This is a genomic window from Lentzea sp. NPDC055074, assembly GCF_053608005.1.
The window spans coordinates 186,169-205,203 of the sequence record NZ_JBSGUQ010000016.1 but is presented as its reverse complement, the minus strand read 5'-3'; the positions used below and the strand labels follow the sequence as shown (position 1 = coordinate 205,203).

Genomic DNA, 19,035 nt, shown 5'->3' with positions numbered 1-19,035 from the left:
CCGAACGGAGTGGCATGGAGATCAGCATCCAGAAGTACGGCGGCAGCTCTCTTGCCGACGACGCGCAGGTCGCCTCGGTGGCGCAGCGCGTCGCGCAGGCCCACCGGTCGGGATCCGCCGTGGTCGTCGTGGTGTCCGCGAGGGGCGCCACGACCGACGAGCTGGTCCGCTCGGCCACGGCGGTCAGCGAGGTGCCGGACCCTCGGGAGACCGACAAGCTGCTCGCCACCGGTGAGCTGGCGTCCGCCGCGTTGCTCGCCATCGCGTTGCAGGACCTGGACGTGCCCGCGGTGTCGTTGTCCGGCCCGGACGCCGGCCTGCGCGCCGTGGGACCGCCCGGTGCCGGGGTGATCGCCTCGATCGAGACCGGCACCGTGCGCGGCTGGCTCGACCGCCGTCACGTCGTCGTGGTCGCCGGTTTCCAGGCGCTCGACGACGACGGCGCGGTCGTCACGCTCGGCCGCGGCGGATCGGACACCTCGGCGGTCGCGCTGGCCGTCGCGCACGGGGCACCGGTGTGCGAGATCTACACCGACGTGCGCGGCATCGCCCGCGCCGACCCGAGGGTGGTGCCCGGCGCCGGACTGCTGCCCGTGCTGCCCGCGACGGTGATGGCCGAGATGGCGTTCTCCGGCGCACGGGTGCTGCACCCGCGGTCGGTCGAACTGGCCGCCGCGCACGGCGTGGACATCGTGGTCCGCGACTCGTCCGGGCTCGGTGACGGAAGCACGATCTTCGGAGGGAGAGCGATGCTCGACTCGGACGTCCTGGAGGGACGCGCCGGTGTGGTCGCGGTGACGCACGACGACCAGGTGACGCAGCTGCTGGTGGATGCGGGGGCCGACCTCGTGGAGGGCAGCGCCCGCGTGCTGGAGGCGGTGGCGCGCTTGGAGATCCCGGTCGACTCGGTGCAGTGGTGGTCGCATCCCGGCGCCCCGCTGCGGATGCGGTTCTGCCTGTCGGACGCCGTCGCGGACGAGGCGGCGGAGGCGGTGCGCGAGGAGCTCGGCTGCACGGTCGCGCTGCGCCGCGACCTCGGCCGCGTCTGCGCCGTCGGCACCGGTCTGCTGAGCAGGCCCGGACTGACCGCGCTCGGCCTGAACGCCCTGTCGGAGGCCGGGATCGCCGCCGAGTGCGTGGCGTGCAGCCAGGCCAGGACGACGTACCTCGTCCCCCGCGACCGCGTGCACGACGCCGTTCGCACGCTCTACGAACGCTTCAACTTGGACCGACACGACCTCGAAAGGAGCAGGTCCCGGTGAACCAGCCGCAATCCTTCGGCGCGAGGCTGCGCCTCGACCGCATCGACCGCAACGGAGACGGCCGGTTGATGATCGTGCCCCTCGACCACTCGGTCGCCGACGGACCGGTGACCCCCGACGACTCGCTCGACGACCTGATCGGCGAGCTCGCCGCGGCCAAGGTGGACGCCGTGGTGCTGCACAAGGGAACCGTCCGCCACCTCGACCCCAAGAAGTTCGTCAACACCTCGTTGATCGTCCACTTGAGCGCGAGCACCGCGCACGCCCCCGACCCGGACGCCAAGTACCTCGTCACGAGCGTCGAGGCGGCGCTGCGGCTCGGAGCGGACGCCGTCAGCGTGCACGTGAACATGGGCTCGCAGCAGGAAGCCGAGCAGATCGCCGACCTCTCGCGCACCGCGGAGGAGACCGAACGCTGGGGGATCCCGTTGCTGGCCATGATGTACGCCCGCGGCCCGCAGATCGACAACGCCGCCGACCCCGACCTGGTCACGCACTCCGCGACACTCGCCGCCGACCTGGGCGCCGACCTCGTCAAGGTCAGCTACCCCGGTTCCGCCGAGGCGATGGCCGACGTCGTCCGCGCGTGCCCCATCCCCGTCGTCGTGGCGGGCGGGCCGCCGGTGGACGACAAGCGCGACCTGCTGCGGCGCGTCGCCTCGACGGTGCGCGCCGGTGCGGCGGGAGTCGCCATGGGCCGCAACATCTTCCAGCACCCGACGCCGGGCCGGCTGGCCCGCGAGATCGGTGACGTCGTGCACGGCCGCATGGCGATCGCCGCCTGAGCCGGGGCCTGTGCCGAAGCGCGATCCGCGACAGCAGGGCCCGAGGCGGCCCCTGGCGGCACGGCCGAAACACCCACGTACAACACCGGTACGCGGCCGTTCCGGCCGCACCACCAGGAACCACCTCAAGCGCGACTCTCATCGAACCACCCTTCGACACAGGCCCCGGGAGGCAGCGATGACCACGAGTTCCCCCTTGAAACAGACCCGTCAGCTTCTCGCCGACCCGGCGATGACGGAGAGCACGCCCGGTTCGGAGTTCGCCCAGGCCGCGACGCTCGGCAACCCGTCCGACGACGTGACCGTCACCTACCGCGCGTACCTGCCGACGGCGTTCCCGCTGTTCGCCGAACGCCCGCGGTTCACGGTGCGGCAGCTGATGAAGATGGCCACGATCCGCGACGACGACGCGCCGTACGTGCGGGAGCCGCAGCCTGAGCGGGAACAGGGCAACCGCTCCGGCGTCACGTTCGACACGACTCCGGAGTCGGCGTTCCAGCCGTTGCTGGACGAGGCCCGGCTGACCGACATCGGTGTGTCCGTGGCGGTGCCGCCCGGACTGCTGGAGCACCCGCGGCTGCTGGCCGCGTTCATCGACTACCGGCTGCTCGTGCGGTTCGGCACCACCGAGAACGAGGTGCTGCTGCGCGGCAGCGAGGACGGCGCGGTACCCGGGCTGCTGAAGCTGCCCGAGGCGCGGAAGCTCCGCGCCGGTCGTGCGCCGGCCGACCTGCTCACCGAGGCGGCCGCGCTGGTCGAGGAGACCGGCGGGTCGTGCGACGGGATCGTGGCGCACAACGCGGTGTACTGGCAGGCGGTCGAGTCCGGGCTGTTGAGCCGCCTCGCCGAGGCAGGCGTGCGGATCGCGCGGACCAGGATGATCCCCGAGCACCAGGTGCTGCTCGGCGACTTCCGCGCCGCCACCACGTTCCTCGACCCCGGTGTGGGCCACCTGCGGTTGCGCCGCGGTGCCGCCGAGGACGGCGGCGACCTGCTGGAGGCGGGCAGCCGGATGGGCCTCGCCGTGCACCTGCCGCAGCACTTCGTGTTGCTGGAGGGATCGGGCTGATGCGGGTCCTCTACCTCACCGGCATGATGCGCTGCGGCAGCACGATGATCGGCAACGTCCTCGGCGAGACCGCCGGCACGCTGCACGTCGGCGAGCTGCACTACCTGTGGCGCAACGGAGTGCTCGACCAGGGCACGAACTCCAGCTGCGGCTGCGGCTCGCCGTTGTCCGAATGTCCACTGTGGTCCGACGCACTGGACGACGGCAGGCTCGCGACGGCGGTGGAGGCCGTGCAGGCAACCAGGCTGCGCGCCCGCCACACGCCACGCCGCCTAGCCGAGTCGATCGGCCCGCTGGCCGCACCACCCGACGTGCGGTGGCTGACGGGCCTGACAGCGGAGGTCTACCGGCGCGCCGCCTCGGTCGCGGGCGCCGACGTCGTGGTGGACGGGTCGAAGTACCCGGCCGAGGCGGCGGCGTTGCTCGGCTCCGACCTCGACGTCCGCGTGCTGCACGTGGTGCGCGACGCCCGTGCCACCACGCACTCGTACCGCAAGGACAAGAGCTACGTGGAGCGGATGAGCGCGGCGCGCAGCACCGGGTACTGGACGGCGGTCAACGCCGCGTCCGACCTGCTCGCGCTGGCCGGCCGGTCGAGGTACCTGCGGGTGCGGCACGAGGACTTCTCCGCCCGCCCGGCCGAGGTGGTCGACGAGGTGATGGCGTTCGCGGGCATCGCGGGGCCGAACCCGGTCGGCGCCGACGGCACGGTCGAGCTCGGGGTCAACCACACGGTCACGGGCAACCCGGACCGGTTCCACCGCGGCCGCGTGCTGATCAAGGACAACGCGCGGTGGCGGACCGAGCTCGGCTGGAAGCCGCGGGCGCTCACGACGGCGGCCTCCGCGCCGCAGTTGCTGCGCTACGGCTACCCGGTGATGACGAGGAGGGACGGCTGATGGATCTCGGACTGGACGGCAAGGTCGCCCTGATCGCCTGCGCCAGCAGCGGTCTCGGCCTCGGCGTCGCGACCGCCCTCGCCGCCGAGGGCGCGGACGTCTCGATCTGCGGCCGCGACCCCGACCGCCTCGCCGACGCCCACGGCGAGCTGGAAGCGAACGGCCGCCGGGTGCACAGCCAGGTCGCCGACGTCAGCATCGACGGCGCGGTGCGGCGCTGGGTCGACGGCACGGTCGCCGAGTTCGGCGGGATCGACGTCGTGGTCAGCCACACCGGCGGTGTCGTGCAGGGCCCGGTGGCCGAGTTCGGCCCCGAGGACTACCGAAGGGCGATCGACACCGCGCTCATCCCGCACGTCGCGCTGGTCACGGCGGCGACCCCGCACCTGCGTCCCGGCGGGCGGGTCCTGCTGATCACCTCCGAGGCCGTGCGGCAACCCATGCCGCACAACGTGTTGTCCGGGGTGGCCCGCCAGGGGGTGCTGTCGTACGCGCGGAACCTGGTGCACGCCTTCGGGGACAGCGGCACGACGGTCAACGTCCTCGCTCCCGGCTACCACGACACCCCGGCGTTGCGCGGACCGTCCGGTGAGGACACCTCCGCCGCGGCCGCCGAGGTGCCGCTGGGCAGGGTCGGCGACCCGGACGACTTCGGCGCACTGGCCGCGTTCCTCGCCTCCCGGCAGGCCGCCTTCGTCACGGGGGCGCTGCTGCTGGTCGACGGCGGCAACACACGCGCGCCGGTGTGACCCACGAACCCCACGAGGAGAAGGCAGATGACTGAGGAATACCTCACCCGAGGGTGGTGGCGCGAGAACGAGACCCTCGTCGACGACCTGCGCCGCGCGGCGCGGGAGCACCCCGAACGGCGCGCGGTCGTCGTGTGGCACACCGACGGCCGCGACACCGAGACGCTGACCTACGCCGAGCTGGAACGCCGCGTCGAGCGGATCGCGGCGGGGCTCGCGGGCCTCGGCGTCGAGCACGGCGACGTGGTGACGCTGCAGCTCCCGAACTCGTGGCAGCTGCTCGCGACCACGCTGGCGTGCGCCAGGATCGGCGCGGTCGCCGGCCCGGTGCTGCCGATCATGCGTCAGCGCGAGCTGACGTTCATGACCGGGCTGACGAAGAGTCCCGTCTACGTCGGACCGGCCGAGCACCGCGGCTTCTCCCACGCCGACCTGAGCGAGGAGGTCGCCCGCGAGGTGACGTCGATCCGGCACCGGGTCCTGGTCGGCGGAGGCTCGGGCGGGGCGCTCGACTTCGACACCGCGCTGCTCGGTGAACCCGGCACAGAGGGCGCGTTCTTCGGCGACACCGAGGGACGCGAGGCGAAGCCGGACGACCTGGCGTACGTCATGTTCACCTCGGGCACCACTGGCGAGCCCAAGGGCGTGATGCACAGCCACAACACGTTGCACGCCACCAACCGCATGCAGATCGACGCGCTGCACCTGCGTGACGACGAGGTCACCGCGATGGGCTCCCCCACCACCCACAACGCCGGGTGGACGTGGAACTTCACGATGCCGTTGCTGCTCGGCGCGACGTGCGTGCACATCGACAACTGGGACGCGGACCTGATGCTGCGGATCCTCGAGGAGGAGCGGGTCAGCTTCTTCATGGGCGCGCCGCCGTTCCTGGTCGACCTGATCGACCGCCAGCGCGAGCAGGAGCGCGACCTGTCCGCGTTGAAGACCTTCGCGACGGGCAGCGCGCCGATCCCGCCGGTGCTGGTCGAGCAGGCCCGCGACGTGCTGGGCTGCCGCCTGTACGCGTTGTGGGGCATGACGGAGAACGGCGCGCCGACCATCACCCGTCCCGAGGACCCGGAGATGCGCGCGGCCGAGAGCGACGGGTCCCCGTTGCCCGGCATGGAGGTGCGCATCACCGACGAGGAACGTCTTCAGGTGCGCGGCGCCACGCAGTGCCTCGGCTACTTCGGCCGGCCGGAGGTCTACGCGGACAACGTCACCGACGACGGCTGGTTCGACACCGGCGACCTCGCGCGCCCGGACGGCCACGGCGGCATCCGGATCGCCGGGCGGGACAAGGACGTGATCTCCCGCGGCGGCGAGAAGGTGCCCGTGGTGGAGGTCGAGGCGGCGTTGCGGCGGCACCCGGCGATCAAGGACGTCGCCGTCGTCGCCTACCCCGACGACCGGCTCGGCGAACGGGCCTGCGCGGTGATCGTGCCGCGCGGCGAGGCGCCGGAACTGCCCGCGGTGCAGCAGCACCTCGACGGGCTCGGCATGGCCAAGCAGTACTGGCCCGAACGCGTCGAGCACGTGGGCGAGCTGCCGACGACGCCCAGCGGCAAGGTCCAGAAGTTCCGCCTGCGCGAGCAGCTGGTGTGAGGAGAGGCTGACATGGACTTCTCGTTCAGCCAGGAGCAACAGGCCCTGGCGGAGAAGGTGAGGGCGTTCGCGGACGACACCGTCGCCCGGCACGCGGCGCTCGACGACCGCGAACGCACGTTCTGGTCCGGCTTCTTCGCCGAACTGGGCCGCGCGGGACTGACCGGGCTCGCGATCGCCGAGGAGCACGGCGGCAGCGGTCTCGGCGCGGTCGAGGCGGGCATCGCCGTGGAGCAGTTGGCACGGGCCGAGGCGACCGCCTGCTACCCGGTCGTCAACGCGACGCTGATCGGCGGCATCATCGGCCGCAGCGGCACCCCGCGCCAGCAGGCCGAGTGGCTGCCGGCGGTCGCGGCGGGCGACGCCGTGGTGGCGTTGGTGCTCACCGAGCCCGAGCACGGCACGGACGCCGCCGCCATCGAGCTGAGCGCCCACAAGGACTCCGAAGGCTGGGTCCTCACCGGCACCAAGACGTCGATCATGCTCGGCATGCACGCGACGCACGGCCTGGTGTTCGCGCGCACCAGCGATGACGGCGCGCGCGGCGTCACCGCGTTCTACCTGCCGCTCAACCGCGACGGCATCGCACGGGAACGACTCGACGACCTCGGCGTGCGCGCCGGAGGCCGGGCCACGCTGCGGTTCGCCGGAGTGCGCGCGTCCGACGACGAGATCGTCGGCGGGGTCGGCGAGGGGTTCGGCGGCGTGATGCGCGGCTTCGACCACTCACGCGCGCTGATCTCGGTGCTCGCGATCTCCAACGCGCAGGCCGCGCTGGACGACGCACTGGCCTACGCCCGCGAGCGGGAGTCGTTCGGGCAGGTCCTCGGCCGGCACCAGGGCGTGGCGTTCCCGTTGGTGGAGCACGCGACCCGGCTGCACGCGGCGAGGCTGCTGGCGTTCGAGGCGTTGTGGCGCGCGGACAACGGACTCGACCACCGCACCGAGGCCAACATGGCGAAGTGGTGGGCCTGCCGGGTCGGGGTCGAGGCCACCCACCAGGCCCTGCTGACCCTCGGCCACCGCGGCTGGCACGACGACCACCCGGCCAGCCGCCGCGTCCGCGACGCCATCGGGCAGGAGATCGCGGACGGCACGGAGAACGCCACGAAGCTCGTGGTGGCCAGGAAACTGCTCGGCCGCGAGTTCGCCCCGTAAACCCACCGCACGAGAAGGAGGATTTCGTGACCACCACGCTGTGGCTGACCGGGCTGCCCAGCTCCGGCAAGTCGACGCTCGGCCGGGAGCTGGTCGAGAAGCTGCGCGCCGAACGCAAGGTGCAGCACCTGGACGGTGATGCCGTCCGCAGGGACTTCTTCCCGGAGCTCGGGTTCAGCAAGGAGGACCGTACGGAGAACATCCTGCGCATCGGCCGGCTCGCCGCGATGCTCGCGGCGCACGACGTGCTCGCCGTCGTCTCGGTGATCGCGCCGTTCCGCGAGGTCCGCGACCAGGTCCGCGCGGAGCACGAGGACGCGGGTCTCACGTTCGTCGAGGTCTACGTCGACGCGCCGGTGGAGATCTGCGCCGAAAGGGACGTGAAGGGCCTCTACGCCAAGGCGGAACGCGGCCAGGTGGAGGCGATGACCGGCGTCAGCGACGTGTACGAGGCGCCGGTGTCGCCCGAGGTCCTCGTCGACACCTCCACGCTCAGCGTCGAGCAGAGCACGGAGATGATCGAACGGGCCCTGACGCGCTGCGAGAACGAACGAGACGAGCAGGACATCAGGGAGGTGGTGCTGCGATGAGTGCTCCCGCCAAGGAGAAGGCCGTCACCGGGATCGAGCAGCTCGAGGCCGAGGCGATCCACGTCCTGCGCGAGGTCGCGGGTGAGTTCGACCGGCCCGCGCTGTTGTTCTCCGGTGGCAAGGACTCCACCGTGCTGGTGCACCTCGCGGTGCGCGCTTTCGCCCCGACAGCACCGCCTTTCACGCTCGTGCACGTCGACACCGGGCACAACTTCCCGGAGGTGCTGCGGTTCCGCGACGACATCGTGGAGCGGTTCGGGTTGCGGCTGCACGTCGCCGAAGTGCAGGACTGGATCGACCGCGGCGCCGTGAAGGAACGCGAGGACGGGATGCGCAACCCGTTGCAGACCGTGCCGTTGCTGGACACGATCACCGAGCAGAAGTACGACGCGGTGATCGGTGGCGGCCGGCGCGACGAGGAACGCTCGCGTGCCAAGGAACGCATCTTCAGCGTCCGCGACAGCTTCGGCCGCTGGGACCCGCGGCGTCAGCGCGTCGAGCTGTGGAACCTCTACAACGGCATGCACTCCCCCGGTGAGCACGTGCGGGTGTTCCCGATCTCGAACTGGACCGAGCTCGACGTGTGGCGGTACGTGCGCAAGCACGACATCGAGCTGCCGTCGTTGTACTTCGCGCACTCCCGCGAGGTGCACCTGCGGGACGGCATGTGGCTGACGTCGGGACCGTGGGGCGGACCGGACGAGGGCGAGGAGACCACCGAGAAGACCGTCCGCTACCGCACCGTCGGCGACGGCTCGTGCACCGGCGCGGTCGAGTCGGAGGCGGCCACCGTCGACGACATCATCGACGAGATCAAGGCGAGCCGGCTCACCGAGCGCGGCGCGAGCAGGGCCGACGACCGCATGTCCGAGGCCGCCATGGAGGACCGCAAGCGGGAGGGGTACTTCTGATGACGTCCGACCTGTTGCGACTCGTCACGGCCGGCAGCGTGGACGACGGGAAGTCCACTTTGGTCGGACGGTTGCTCTACGACACCAAGTCCGTGCTCAGCGACCAGATCGACGCGGTGCTGCGCAGCAGCGAGGAACGCGGGCTCGACAACCCGGACCTCTCGCTGCTGGTGGACGGCCTGCGCGCCGAACGGGAGCAGGGCATCACGATCGACGTGGCCTACCGGTACTTCGCGACCTCGAAGCGCACGTTCGTCCTCGCCGACACCCCGGGTCACGTTCACTACCTGCGCAACACCGTGACCGGCGCGTCGACCGCGGACCACGCGGTGCTGCTGACCGACGCGCGCAAGGGCGTGCTGGAGCAGACCCGCCGGCACCTGGCCGTGATGGCGATGCTCGGCGTCCCGGGCATCACGCTGGCGGTCAACAAGCTCGACCTCGTCGACTTCTCCCAGGAGACCTACGAGTCGATCCGGGCCGAGTTCGTCGCGCACGCCGAGTCCCTCGGGTTCCGCGCCGACCAGATCACCACCGTGCCGCTGTCCGCGCTGGCCGGCGACAACGTGGTGACCGCCTCCGACCGGACCCCTTGGTACGACGGGCCGACGTTGCTCGAGCACCTGGAGACCGTCCACCCCGACGAACGCGGCTGCGACGTGGGCCTGCGCGTGCCGGTGCAGTACGTGCTGCGCGACGGTTCGACCGACTACCGCGCCTACGCGGGTCAGATCGCGGCGGGCGAGGTGCGTCCGGGCGACGAGGTCGTGGTGCTCCCGGCGGGAACCAGGTCGACGGTGACCGTCGTCGGCACCCCGGACGGCCCGGTCGACGAGGCCGGCGTGGGACAGCCGGTGGCGCTGACGCTCGCGGACGACCTGCCGATCAGCCGGGGTGACTTGATCGCGGCGGCCGACCGGGTGCCGGACCTCGCCACCGAGGTGACCGCCACGGTGTGCTGGCTCGCCGAGGAACCGCTGCGCCCCGGCGCCCGCGTGCTGCTCAAGCACGGCACGCGCACGACGAAGTGCCGGGTGCCGAGCGTGTCCGCGAGGTTCGACGAGCAGAAGCTGGTCCTCGAACACGAGCCGGAGTGCCTGGAGCTCAACGACATCGGCCAGGTGCGCCTCGAGGTCGCCGACGCGCTGCCGTTCGACACCTACACCGACTGCGTGGCGACGGGCGCGTTCCTGCTCATCGACCCCGACGGCGGCGACACGCTCGCGGCGGGCCAGGTGGGCGACACCCTGTCCGCGGTGACCGGTGATGCCTGACCGGCTCCGCGTGGTCGTCGTGGGTGCCGGCGCGAGCGGGACGCTGGCGGCGATCCACCTGCTGCGCGCCGGCGTCCCGCTGGACCTGGTGCTGGTGGACCGCAGCGGCGAGTTCGGGCCGGGACGGGCCTACCGCACCGGCGATCCCGGGCACCTGCTGAACACCGCCGCGGGCAAGATGAGCGCGCTGGCCGACGACGCCGGGCACTTCGCGCGGTGGGCCGGGTGCGGGGTGGAGGACTTCCGGCCGCGCGGGGAGTACGGGCGATACCTGGCGGAGACGTTGCGGGCCGAAGAGGGGGCGGCAGCGATGACGCACGCCACCACCGTGAAGCACGTCGCCGACACCGCCGGTGGCCTCACCTCCTCCCCCGACGGCGTGACCGTCGATCTCTCCCGAACCGGCCCGATCCACGCCGACTTCGCCGTCCTGGCACCAGGAGTCGGCACCGGCGACCCCCTGTCCGGCCTGGTCCCGGAGGACTCCCCGCGCTACGTCCCCGACCCCTGGGCCGGCCCGCTCCCCCGCACCGGCGGCGAACCAGTGCTCGTACTGGGCACCGGTCTGTCCATGATGGACGTATCGGTCGCGGTGGCACGCGACTCGGTCGTGCACGCCGTCTCACGCCACGGCCTGCTCCCCAGACCGCACAGCCACACCACCGGCCCGAAGCCACCCCTCCCGGACCCACCGCGGGCCCACTCCCTGAGCGAGCTGATGGCGTTCGTGAGGCGCAGCATCTCGACGAACCCGGACCGCTGGCGAGACGTCCTCGACCACCTGCGCCCGCACACCCACCGGCTGTGGCAGCAGCTGGACGTCCCGGAACGCCGCCGCTTCCTCGACCGGGTCGGCCACTACTGGAACGTCCACCGCCACCGGGCCGCGCCCACCACCCACCGGCGCGTCCGCAGGCTCATGGACGAGGGCCGGGTGCGCGTGCACCAGGGCGAGGTCAAGGCGATCCGCCCGGCCGGCGAAGGGTTCCACGTCGACCTCGCCGGACCGCGGGGCAGCCGGACGCTCACGGTGGGCTGGCTGGTCAACGCGACCGGGTTCCGCCACGACGGCGGGCCGTTGGTGCGGGACCTGGTGAACGACGGCACCGCGCGCCCCGACCCGATCGGGCTCGGCGTGCGGACCCGGCCCGACGGCCGCGTGCTCACCGAACAGGGTGTGCCGTGCCGCATCTTCACGCTCGGCGCGCTGCGGCGCGGTGAGCTGTTCGAGAGCACCGCCGTGCCGGAGATCCGCGCCCAGGCGGCCGAGATCGCGGCGACCGTGGCCGCGCACAGGACGAGGTGATGACGATGAGCGATCTGCTGATGTACCCGGCCTACATCGACGGCAAGGACGTCGAGCACCCCGAGGGCAGGTACGTGCACACCGTCACGGCACGGGCGGTGCTGGAGGACACGATGCCCGCGCTGGCGTTGAAGCGCGACCTCGACGCCGGGCTCGCCGACCCGCGTCGAGCGGGCCCGTCCGTGGTCGGCGGGTGTGCGCTGGCCGACGACCGGATGGCCGCGGACGCACTGGAAGCGGCGGCGCGGGCGGCACCGGAGTGGGCGCGGACGTCGTTGATCGACCGGCTGGAGATCGGCGCGCGGATCGGCGAACGGTTGCGCGAGAAGCGGGACGAGATCGTCGAGCTGCTGGTGGCGGAAGGACAGCCGCGCGACCTGGCCGGGCCGACGCTCGACGAGTACTGGCTCGCCGACTTCAGCTCGGAGACGCTGTCGTTCTGCGCCTCGCAGATGCAGACCAGCAAGCACCGCGGCCGGGGCGGGCACGCCACGGTTCGCCGCGTGCCGGACGGCGTCGTCTGCGTCAACCCGCCGCAGAACGCCTCCGCGCCCAACGCCCTGTTCGGCGCGACGGCACTGCTCGCGGGCAACGCCGTGGTGATCCGCGCGCCCCGGGGCGTGCCGCTCGCCACCACGCACGCGCTGCGCGAGGTCGTCGTGCCGGTGCTGGAGGAGGCCGGGGCGCCCACCGGCACCCTGAACATCCTTTGTGGACCACCGATGACCGACCTGTGGCTGGAGAGCCCGCACGTCGACGACATCGTCTACGTCGGCAGCAGCGCGAAGGGCCTGGAGTTCGAACGGGCCGCCGTCGCCGCGGGCAAGAAACCCGTGCTGGAGCTGGCCGGCAACGACTGCGTCGTGGTGTGGGCCGACGCCGACCTCGACGCGGCGGCCACCTCGATCACCGAGAACTTCCGGCAGTCCGGCCAGATCTGCAACATCCCCAACCACGTGATCGCCCACCCGGCCATCGCCGACGCCCTGCTGGAACGCCTGGTCGCCATCGCCGCCGCCACCAGGCCCGGTTACCCGGACGAGGAAGGTGTCGTGCTGACGCCGGTCCTGATGGCGGAGCAGCACTTCGCCGACATCGCCGACGCGGTACGGCGAGGCGCGCGCCTGCTGCACGGCGGACGCCGGCTCGAAGTCGACGGATCGCCGTCCGACACCGGGTTCTTCGTCGAACCGGCGGTGCTGCGCATCGACGGCCTCGACCTGGCCCGCCGCACCCCCGCCGTGCGTGAGGAGACGTTCTCCCCTCTGCTGCCCGTCGTCGTGCCGGAGGGCCACGACGGCCTGTTCGACGAGGTGCTGGAGTTCGTCGGCAGCAACCGTTACGGGCTGCGCAACTCGTTCTGGGTGGAGGACGAACGACTCATCGCCGCCATCACGGCCGGCGTCACCACCGGCGGTGTCGTGAACGTCAACGACTCGCACTCGGCGTTCCGGCCGTTCCTGCCGACGCACGGCGGCACCGGCCTGACCGGCGGCGTGTTCGGCGAGGCCAACTACCTGATGCTGCGGACCACCCGTCTGCAGGGCGTCAACGTCAAACGGGGAGGAGCAAGGTGATGAAGGAGCACCGCGTCGCACTCAGGACGCCGATGCCCGCGGACGAGGTGTTCGACCGCTTGCAGCATCCCGAACGCTTCACCGGGGCGTGCATCGAGTCCGTCGAGCCGAGCGCGGAGGGCGATCGGTACGCGCTGCGGTTCCGCGGCGGCCTCGCCAGGTGGACCCAGCGCACCGAGGCCGACCGCGAGGCACGCGTCCTGCGGTTCGACCAGGTCAGCGGTGACTTCGTGGACTTCGGCGGCAGCTGGGAGGTCACGCCCGACGGCACCGGCAGCCGTGTCGTGCACCGGGTGGCGTTCCGCACCAGCGTCCCGCACCTCGCCGGGGCGATCGAACCGATGATCGCGCGAGTGCTGCTGCGGACCGCTGCGGACGTGGTGTCGGGCCTGGCCGGTGAAGCCGAGGTCGTCGAAGGCGCGCTGCACGACGAACCACCCGGCGCCAAGCCGTCCGTCGCCGCGTACGCCGCGCCGTCCGCCGGTGCCGCCCTGGAACCCACCACGATCGAACGACGTCCACTCGGCCCCCACGACGTCGGCATCGCGATCCACTACTGCGGTGTCTGCCACTCCGACGTACACCAGGTCCACGGCGACTGGGGCGACGGCACGTTCCCGATGGTGCCCGGCCACGAGATCGCCGGTGTCGTCACGGAGATCGGTGCGGACGTCACCCGGCACGCCGTCGGCGACCGCGTCGGGGTGGGCGTCATCGTCGGCTCCTGCCGCGACTGCGGGATGTGCGTCCAGGGCCTGGAGCAGTACTGCGCGAAGTCCGTCGAGACGTACGCCGCGATCGACCGCTACCACGGCGGCGAACCGACCCAGGGCGGTTACTCCACGCACATCGTCACCGACGAGCACTTCGTGCTGCGCATCCCGGACGCGTTGTCGCTCGAGGCCGCCGCGCCGTTGCTGTGCGCGGGCATCACCACCTACTCACCGCTGAAGCACTGGGACGCCGGGCCCGGCAAGAAGGTCGCGGTGCTCGGCCTGGGCGGTCTCGGCCACCTCGCCGTGAAGATCGCGCACGCCCTGGGCGCCGAGGTCACCGTGCTGTCGCGGTCCGAGCGCAAGAAGGACGACGGCCTGCGTCTGGGCGCCGACCACTTCCACGCCACGGACGACCCGGCGACGTTCGAGCGGCTCGCCGGGACGTTCGACCTCGTCGTGTGCACGGTCTCCAGCCGCCTCGACGTCGACGCCTACCTGGCGTTGCTCGCCAACGGCGGCACGATGGTCCACCTCGGCATCACCGACGAACCGCTGGGCGTCAGCGTGTTCTCCCTGCTGCGCGGCCGCACCTCGCTCGCGGGCTCGCAGATCGGCGGTATGGCCGAGACCCAGGAGATGCTCGACTTCTGCGCGGAGCACGGCATCGGCGCCGACGTCGAGGTCATCGACGCGAGCCGGATCAACGAGGCGTTCGACCGCGTGCGCCACGGCGACGTCCGCTACCGGTTCGTCGTCGATGCCTCGACGTTCCGGGTCTGAGCGTCAGCGCGTGCCGAAGTTCTGCGTCCAGTAATGGCCGTACGTGGTGCCCTGCCGGTACTGGTGGCCGACGCCGATGTCGCGCAGGGCGCAGTTCAGGATGTTGGCGCGGTGTCCCGAGCTGTTCATCCACCCGCGCACGACCTCGGCGGCGGTGCCGTAGCCGGCGGCCACGTTCTCGGCGGCCCTGGTCCAGCGGGTGTAGCCCGCCCGTTCGATCCGGACGACCATGGTGCTGCCGTCGGAACCGGTGTGGCCCATGAAGTTGCGCGTGGCCATGTCCGCCGAGTGGCGCTGCGCCGCGGTGTTCAGCGCCGCGTTCGCCTTCAGGGCGGGGCAGTTCACCTTGGCGCGTTCGGCGTTCGTGAGGGCGATGACGTTCTCCTGCACCGTGGCCGCCGAGGCGGCGGGAGCGAACGTGGCCGCCAGCGCCAGGGTCGTGGCGGCGAGCAGGGAAGTGCGTGACGCGAGCATGAGTTGTTCTCCTCTGCGTACGAGATGCGGGGGTTGCAGGGCCCCGGAAGGCAAACGCCGGGCAGGGCGCAGAGGGTGCGCTCCGCGTCCTTTTGAGACGCGATGTCCACTGGACAGAACTGCCCGGCAACGGAGAAGAAGGGGGAGCCCGGGTTCGACCCCCGGGCTCCCCTCGCCGTCAGGTCAGACGATCTGCCACGTCACGTTGATGATGCCCACCGAGGTGTTGGCGAGCCGGGAGAACGCGGGCTGGCTGAGGTCGATCTTGTTGCTGGCGCAGCTCGGGCACTTGTCCTTGATCGGCACCGTGATGGTCCTGCCGTTGTAGGTGACCCGGATCGACTTGCGGCACAGCGGGTCGTTGTTCGGGTTGGGCGTGGTCCACAGCGCGGCGGGGGCCGCGACCAGCAGCTGGGTCGCCGCGTTGATCTGGGTGCCGCACGCGCCGTAGCCGGCGTCGTTGTACCAGCTCGCGGTGCCGCTGACGGCGGAGGCGGTGCCGGAGAAGACGAACGACAGGACCGCGGCCGACGCGACGGCGCCGAGCACCTTGGCGGTGGACTTCATGGTCTTCCTTTCAGGGATGGGAGAACGGGCTCAGGCCACGGAGTGGAACGTGACCTTGAAGCCACTGCAGTTCGCGCACTGGAACACGGTCTGGTTGCCCGGCTCGGTGTCCTGCTTCGACCACGCGTAGGCCTTGGGGCAGCGCGACTTGATGGTGTTGCTGTAGTCGGTCTGCGCGTCCCGGTTGGGGTTGACGCAGTTGATGCGCTGACCGTTGGCGCCGTACTTGACGTACGCGGGGTTGCACTGCGGCAACATGTTCGTGGTGCACCCGGCGGTGCCGCACGAGCCCGGTGGCCCGGTCGCGTTGACCGGCGAGATGCTCACCGGCACGGAGAACGCGTTGACGTAGCTGACGTTGTACCAGGGCGCCAGCCGGTCGCGGGTGTCGAAGTTGAACTCCGCGAGGCTCGCCGGCTGTTCACCCGTGACGCAGCGGGCCGCCTGGACACCGCAGTCGCCGACCGCGCAACGGAAGGTGGAGCCGGACGTGCCGGTGCACCCCTGCCGGGCGAAGAACGTGCCGCGCCAGTGGCCGGGCGAGGCGGTCTCGGGGATCGTGATGGTCGCGGACTGGCCGTTGTGCAGCACGGGCAGGTTCGTCAACGCCCGTGAGCCGTCCGCGTTGACGGTGCTGCCGACCCAGATCGTCTGGCCGGTGTTGTTGACCAGGGTGACGGTGTGGTCGATCGCCGCGTTCGCGGTGGTCACGCCGGAGACGGCGAAAGCGAGTGCGAACAGGGCCGCGAGTAGTCGTGTGGGCATCTGCGGGCTCCCTCCCTCGGGCCTCCACGATCACTCGGGGAAACCTCCCGGGGCACCACGGTCGGTCCGCAAGGTTTCGTGGTGGAGCCAGGCCCAACGGGTGGCCCGCAGCTCGCGGCGGCCCGACAGCCCGAGCTTGCGGTAGACCCTGGTCAGGTGGAGCTCAACGGTCCGCGTCGCCATCGAGAGCCGGGCCGCGATCTCCTTGTTGTTCAAACCCGTGCACACGAGCCGGGCGACCTCGGCCTCGACGGGCGTCAGCACCGGTTCGAGGGCCGCGGCACCGCTCGTGGACTCCTCGATCCGCCGCAGGAGGACGGTGTCACCGACGTCGAGGGCCGTGGCGTGCGCCCGCGCGTAGATCTCCGACGCCGCCGCCTGTTTGCCGTGTGCCGTGAGGCGGTCGCCGTAGTCGCACAGGACTTCCGCGAGGTCCATCCGGGCGTGCGCCATGCCCAGCAACCGGATCGCGCGCTCGTAGACCATCAGGTCCTCACCGTGGGGAGGGCTCGCCCCTGCCACGGCCGACAGGCTCCAGCCGAGCGCCCTGGGTTCGCCCCAGCGGGCCGCGGCGGCGTGCTCCTCCATCGCCAGCCGCAGTGCCTCCCCGGCGTCGCCGCACGCCAGCGCGGCACGTGCGGCCCGGGACCTCCACGGCAGGACGGCGGGGTTGACGATCCCGGCCTCCGCCAACGCCCGCCCGCACGCGAGGTGGCCTTCCAGGGCGTCCTGCGGGCGGCCCAGCGCCATCGCGACCACCGCCTCGGCCTCCACCAGCAACGGACCGCCTTTGCGGCCGGGCAGCACCGCTTCGGCACCGCGCGGGTCCCCACGCGCGACGAGCAGCTCCACCGTCCAGAGCAGCACGAGCGGACGGATCTCGGCGTCGTCGTGCCGCAGCAGCGCGAGCAACGAGGAGTGCCTCGCCAGGTCGCCGGTGCGGCGGGCGACGCAGGCACGGGTGAGCAGCACGTGGTCACCGGGACTCTCGTCGAGCAGAACGAGACTGTGCGCGTCGGCGGCGACGAGCTCACCCGCGCAGACCAGCGTGCCCAACGCCCGCGACATGCACCGTGCGCTCTTGCGGCAGTCAGGGCACGCCAACGCCTGCTCGGCCGCCTCGACGGCGTCGGTCCAGTGCTCCCCCGCGGCCAGCAGTCCGGCGGCGACGTCCGCCGGGCACCGCTCGCCCATCACGCGGTGGGGACGAACGCCCGGCGGAGCCCCGGTCGGCCCGCCACCCCCATCTTGCGGTAGACGGCGGTCAGGTGGAACTCGACGGTGCGCAGCACCAGCCCCAGCTCGGCGGCGATCTCGCGGTTCGACCTCCCCGCCCTGGCCAGCAGGGCGATCCTGCGTTCCTGCCCGCTCAACGCGGCTTCGCCGTCCTTCCGCAACAGCCGCGACGCCAGCGCGTCCGCCGCCCGGGTCCACTGAGGACAGAACGCGGCCTGCCGCAGGTACCGGGCGTGCTTTCGGGCCCGCTCGATCTCACCCCGTGCGAGCAGGAGCTGGGCCAGGTCGTGACGTGCGCGCAGGGCCTCCCCCGCCGTCAGGACGGTGATCGCCTCCTCCAGCAGGACGTCGTCACCTCCGCGTGCCAGCGCCGAGGCGTGCAGGGCGAGCCCGACACCGCGGGGCGCGCCCCACCGTCTCGCCGCGACCAGGTCCTTGTCGGCGCAGACCCGTGCCAGCACCAGGTCTCCCGTGTCCGCGGCCGCCAGCGCCGCCGACGAACGCCACGGAAGCACCGCGGGGTTGACGACGCCCCAGAGGGCGAGCAGCCGCCCGCATTCGAGGAACTCGTCCAGCGCCGCGGCGCTCTGCCCCTCGGCCAGCAGGAGCCTGCCGCGGGCGAAGCACAGCTCGGCGCCGTCCGGGTGCCCGGCGTCTGAGGGCGCGTCCTCCAGCACGGAGCGCGCACGGTCGAGCTCACCGGCCTCGACGAGCGCCAGGACCAGCCATGCGGCCGCGACCACCCGCAGACGTGGGCGGACACCGCGCGCCAGCAGCCGGACCGCCGCGCGAGGATCGCCGCGCCGCAGCACGATCCGTCCACCGAGCAGGTCGTGGGCGTCTCGGCCGACCCCCGTGGCCGCGATCCACCGCCGGTGCGTGAGAGCGATCTCATCAGAATGGATCAAGACCGTCGCGGCCTGCCAGAACGTGCCGTCGTCGACCGGTTCCGCGAGCACGTGCCGCGCGACCGCGACCGCCCCCGCACGGCCGGTGCCGCGGTTCGCCGCCTGCACCGCACCGAACACGAGCGCCCGCCGGCACGGGCCGGGGTTGCCCGGCAGATAGGTGAGCGCGTCCGGTTCGAGACCGTCGGCCACCGCCTTCTCGGCCAGTAGATCGGCTTCGTTCCAGCGTCCATTTCGGACGAGTGCGAACCGGGTGCGGCGAACCTCGTCGAGCAGACCACTGTTCGTCATTCGACAGTGCCCTTCCGGCCAATTGATACGCGGTGCCAACGTCTTGATTGGTGAGCCACCTGGTCTGGACCATACCGGCATTCACCGATCGATTGCACCACTTGGCAAAT

18 protein-coding genes and 1 pseudogene are annotated in these 19,035 nt (G+C 71.9%); 14 read left to right on the top strand and 5 right to left on the bottom strand.

Annotated elements, in window-relative coordinates:
* Window positions 1-14: 14 nt before the first annotated feature.
* The 14 genes and pseudogenes from ACWF7A_RS31420 to ACWF7A_RS31355 all read left to right on the top strand — a co-directional run bounded on the left by ACWF7A_RS31420 (window position 15) and on the right by ACWF7A_RS31355 (window position 14,684).
* Window positions 15-1,262, top strand: a complete 1,248-nt coding sequence (locus ACWF7A_RS31420) for an aspartate kinase (RefSeq protein WP_452254117.1) — start codon at window positions 15-17, stop codon at window positions 1,260-1,262.
* Window positions 1,259-2,047, top strand: coding sequence for a 2-amino-3,7-dideoxy-D-threo-hept-6-ulosonate synthase (locus ACWF7A_RS31415; RefSeq protein WP_452254116.1), 789 nt, complete (start codon window positions 1,259-1,261; stop codon window positions 2,045-2,047). Before ACWF7A_RS31420 ends, ACWF7A_RS31415 begins: the two co-directional genes overlap by 4 nt.
* A gap of 178 nt (window positions 2,048-2,225) precedes the next feature.
* The gene (locus tag ACWF7A_RS31410) at window positions 2,226-3,116 is read left to right on the top strand and encodes a family 3 encapsulin nanocompartment shell protein (protein ID WP_452254115.1); all 891 of its coding nucleotides are present in this window, start codon (window positions 2,226-2,228) and stop codon (window positions 3,114-3,116) included.
* Window positions 3,116-4,015, top strand: a complete 900-nt coding sequence (locus tag ACWF7A_RS31405) for a hypothetical protein (RefSeq protein ID WP_452254114.1) — start codon at window positions 3,116-3,118, stop codon at window positions 4,013-4,015. Before ACWF7A_RS31410 ends, ACWF7A_RS31405 begins: the two co-directional genes overlap by 1 nt.
* Window positions 4,015-4,764: an SDR family oxidoreductase gene (locus ACWF7A_RS31400; protein WP_452254113.1), complete on the top strand. Its 750-nt coding sequence runs from the start codon at window positions 4,015-4,017 to the stop codon at window positions 4,762-4,764. The genes ACWF7A_RS31405 and ACWF7A_RS31400 overlap by 1 nt, the downstream gene beginning before the upstream one ends.
* Window positions 4,765-4,791: 27 nt before the next feature.
* Window positions 4,792-6,372: an AMP-binding protein gene (locus ACWF7A_RS31395; RefSeq protein WP_452254112.1), complete on the top strand. Its 1,581-nt coding sequence runs from the start codon at window positions 4,792-4,794 to the stop codon at window positions 6,370-6,372.
* A 12-nt stretch (window positions 6,373-6,384) separates the two neighbouring features.
* On the top strand, window positions 6,385-7,530 hold the full coding sequence (locus tag ACWF7A_RS31390; RefSeq protein ID WP_452254111.1) for an acyl-CoA dehydrogenase family protein: 1,146 nt from the start codon (window positions 6,385-6,387) through the stop codon (window positions 7,528-7,530).
* A gap of 26 nt (window positions 7,531-7,556) precedes the next feature.
* Window positions 7,557-8,120, top strand: coding sequence for an adenylyl-sulfate kinase (gene cysC / locus ACWF7A_RS31385; RefSeq protein ID WP_452254110.1), 564 nt, complete (start codon window positions 7,557-7,559; stop codon window positions 8,118-8,120).
* Window positions 8,117-9,031, top strand: a complete 915-nt coding sequence (gene cysD / locus ACWF7A_RS31380) for a sulfate adenylyltransferase subunit CysD (protein ID WP_452254109.1) — start codon at window positions 8,117-8,119, stop codon at window positions 9,029-9,031. The genes cysC and cysD overlap by 4 nt, the downstream gene beginning before the upstream one ends.
* Complete coding sequence (locus ACWF7A_RS31375) at window positions 9,031-10,305, top strand: sulfate adenylyltransferase subunit 1 (protein ID WP_452254108.1); 1,275 nt, start codon at window positions 9,031-9,033, stop codon at window positions 10,303-10,305. Before cysD ends, ACWF7A_RS31375 begins: the two co-directional genes overlap by 1 nt.
* Entirely contained in the window at window positions 10,298-11,611 is a 1,314-nt protein-coding gene (locus ACWF7A_RS31370) for an FAD/NAD(P)-binding protein (protein ID WP_452254107.1), read from the top strand. The genes ACWF7A_RS31375 and ACWF7A_RS31370 overlap by 8 nt, the downstream gene beginning before the upstream one ends.
* Before the next feature lie 5 nt (window positions 11,612-11,616).
* Window positions 11,617-13,188, top strand: a complete 1,572-nt coding sequence (locus ACWF7A_RS31365) for an aldehyde dehydrogenase family protein (protein ID WP_452254106.1) — start codon at window positions 11,617-11,619, stop codon at window positions 13,186-13,188.
* Window positions 13,188-13,574, top strand: a pseudogene (locus ACWF7A_RS31360) (SRPBCC family protein); the annotation flags it as partial. The gene ACWF7A_RS31365 and the pseudogene ACWF7A_RS31360, both read left to right, overlap by 1 nt.
* 36 nt (window positions 13,575-13,610) lie before the next feature.
* Window positions 13,611-14,684 (top strand): NAD(P)-dependent alcohol dehydrogenase, encoded by a 1,074-nt coding sequence (locus ACWF7A_RS31355; protein ID WP_452254145.1) that lies wholly within the window; start codon window positions 13,611-13,613, stop codon window positions 14,682-14,684.
* Window positions 14,685-14,687: 3 nt separating this feature from the next.
* Here ACWF7A_RS31355 and ACWF7A_RS31350 read toward each other — a convergent pair whose 3' ends face one another.
* The 5 genes from ACWF7A_RS31350 to ACWF7A_RS31330 form a co-directional block, all read right to left on the bottom strand.
* On the bottom strand, window positions 14,688-15,158 hold the full coding sequence (locus tag ACWF7A_RS31350) for a CAP domain-containing protein (RefSeq protein ID WP_452254105.1): 471 nt from the start codon (window positions 15,156-15,158) through the stop codon (window positions 14,688-14,690).
* Between the two features lie 183 nt (window positions 15,159-15,341).
* The gene (locus tag ACWF7A_RS31345) at window positions 15,342-15,725 is read right to left on the bottom strand and encodes a cysteine/serine endopeptidase inhibitor (protein ID WP_452254104.1); all 384 of its coding nucleotides are present in this window, start codon (window positions 15,723-15,725) and stop codon (window positions 15,342-15,344) included.
* Between the two features lie 30 nt (window positions 15,726-15,755).
* Entirely contained in the window at window positions 15,756-16,490 is a 735-nt protein-coding gene (locus tag ACWF7A_RS31340; protein ID WP_452254103.1) for a thaumatin family protein, read from the bottom strand.
* Between the two features lie 30 nt (window positions 16,491-16,520).
* Window positions 16,521-17,684, bottom strand: a complete 1,164-nt coding sequence (locus ACWF7A_RS31335; protein WP_452254102.1) for a response regulator transcription factor — start codon at window positions 17,682-17,684, stop codon at window positions 16,521-16,523.
* Window positions 17,684-18,925 (bottom strand): helix-turn-helix transcriptional regulator, encoded by a 1,242-nt coding sequence (locus ACWF7A_RS31330; protein WP_452254101.1) that lies wholly within the window; start codon window positions 18,923-18,925, stop codon window positions 17,684-17,686. The genes ACWF7A_RS31335 and ACWF7A_RS31330 overlap by 1 nt, the downstream gene beginning before the upstream one ends.
* Window positions 18,926-19,035: the final 110 nt, after the last annotated feature.

Excerpts from the sequence above, each read along its gene's own strand:
- ACWF7A_RS31365 (WP_452254106.1), top strand. The coding sequence starts at position 11,617 with ATGAGCGATCTGCTGATGTACCCGGCCTACATCGACGGCAAGGACGTC.
- ACWF7A_RS31405 (WP_452254114.1), top strand. The coding sequence starts at position 3,116 with ATGCGGGTCCTCTACCTCACCGGCATGATGCGCTGCGGCAGCACGATG.
- ACWF7A_RS31375 (WP_452254108.1), top strand. The coding sequence starts at position 9,031 with ATGACGTCCGACCTGTTGCGACTCGTCACGGCCGGCAGCGTGGACGAC.
- ACWF7A_RS31350 (WP_452254105.1), bottom strand. The coding sequence starts at position 15,158 with ATGCTCGCGTCACGCACTTCCCTGCTCGCCGCCACGACCCTGGCGCTG.
- ACWF7A_RS31340 (WP_452254103.1), bottom strand. The coding sequence starts at position 16,490 with ATGCCCACACGACTACTCGCGGCCCTGTTCGCACTCGCTTTCGCCGTC.
- ACWF7A_RS31395 (WP_452254112.1), top strand. The coding sequence starts at position 4,792 with ATGACTGAGGAATACCTCACCCGAGGGTGGTGGCGCGAGAACGAGACC.
- ACWF7A_RS31335 (WP_452254102.1), bottom strand. The coding sequence starts at position 17,684 with ATGGGCGAGCGGTGCCCGGCGGACGTCGCCGCCGGACTGCTGGCCGCG.
- ACWF7A_RS31390 (WP_452254111.1), top strand. The coding sequence starts at position 6,385 with ATGGACTTCTCGTTCAGCCAGGAGCAACAGGCCCTGGCGGAGAAGGTG.
- cysD (WP_452254109.1), top strand. The coding sequence starts at position 8,117 with ATGAGTGCTCCCGCCAAGGAGAAGGCCGTCACCGGGATCGAGCAGCTC.
- ACWF7A_RS31400 (WP_452254113.1), top strand. The coding sequence starts at position 4,015 with ATGGATCTCGGACTGGACGGCAAGGTCGCCCTGATCGCCTGCGCCAGC.
- ACWF7A_RS31410 (WP_452254115.1), top strand. The coding sequence starts at position 2,226 with ATGACCACGAGTTCCCCCTTGAAACAGACCCGTCAGCTTCTCGCCGAC.
- ACWF7A_RS31330 (WP_452254101.1), bottom strand. The coding sequence starts at position 18,925 with ATGACGAACAGTGGTCTGCTCGACGAGGTTCGCCGCACCCGGTTCGCA.
- ACWF7A_RS31420 (WP_452254117.1), top strand. The coding sequence starts at position 15 with ATGGAGATCAGCATCCAGAAGTACGGCGGCAGCTCTCTTGCCGACGAC.
- ACWF7A_RS31345 (WP_452254104.1), bottom strand. The coding sequence starts at position 15,725 with ATGAAGTCCACCGCCAAGGTGCTCGGCGCCGTCGCGTCGGCCGCGGTC.
- ACWF7A_RS31370 (WP_452254107.1), top strand. The coding sequence starts at position 10,298 with ATGCCTGACCGGCTCCGCGTGGTCGTCGTGGGTGCCGGCGCGAGCGGG.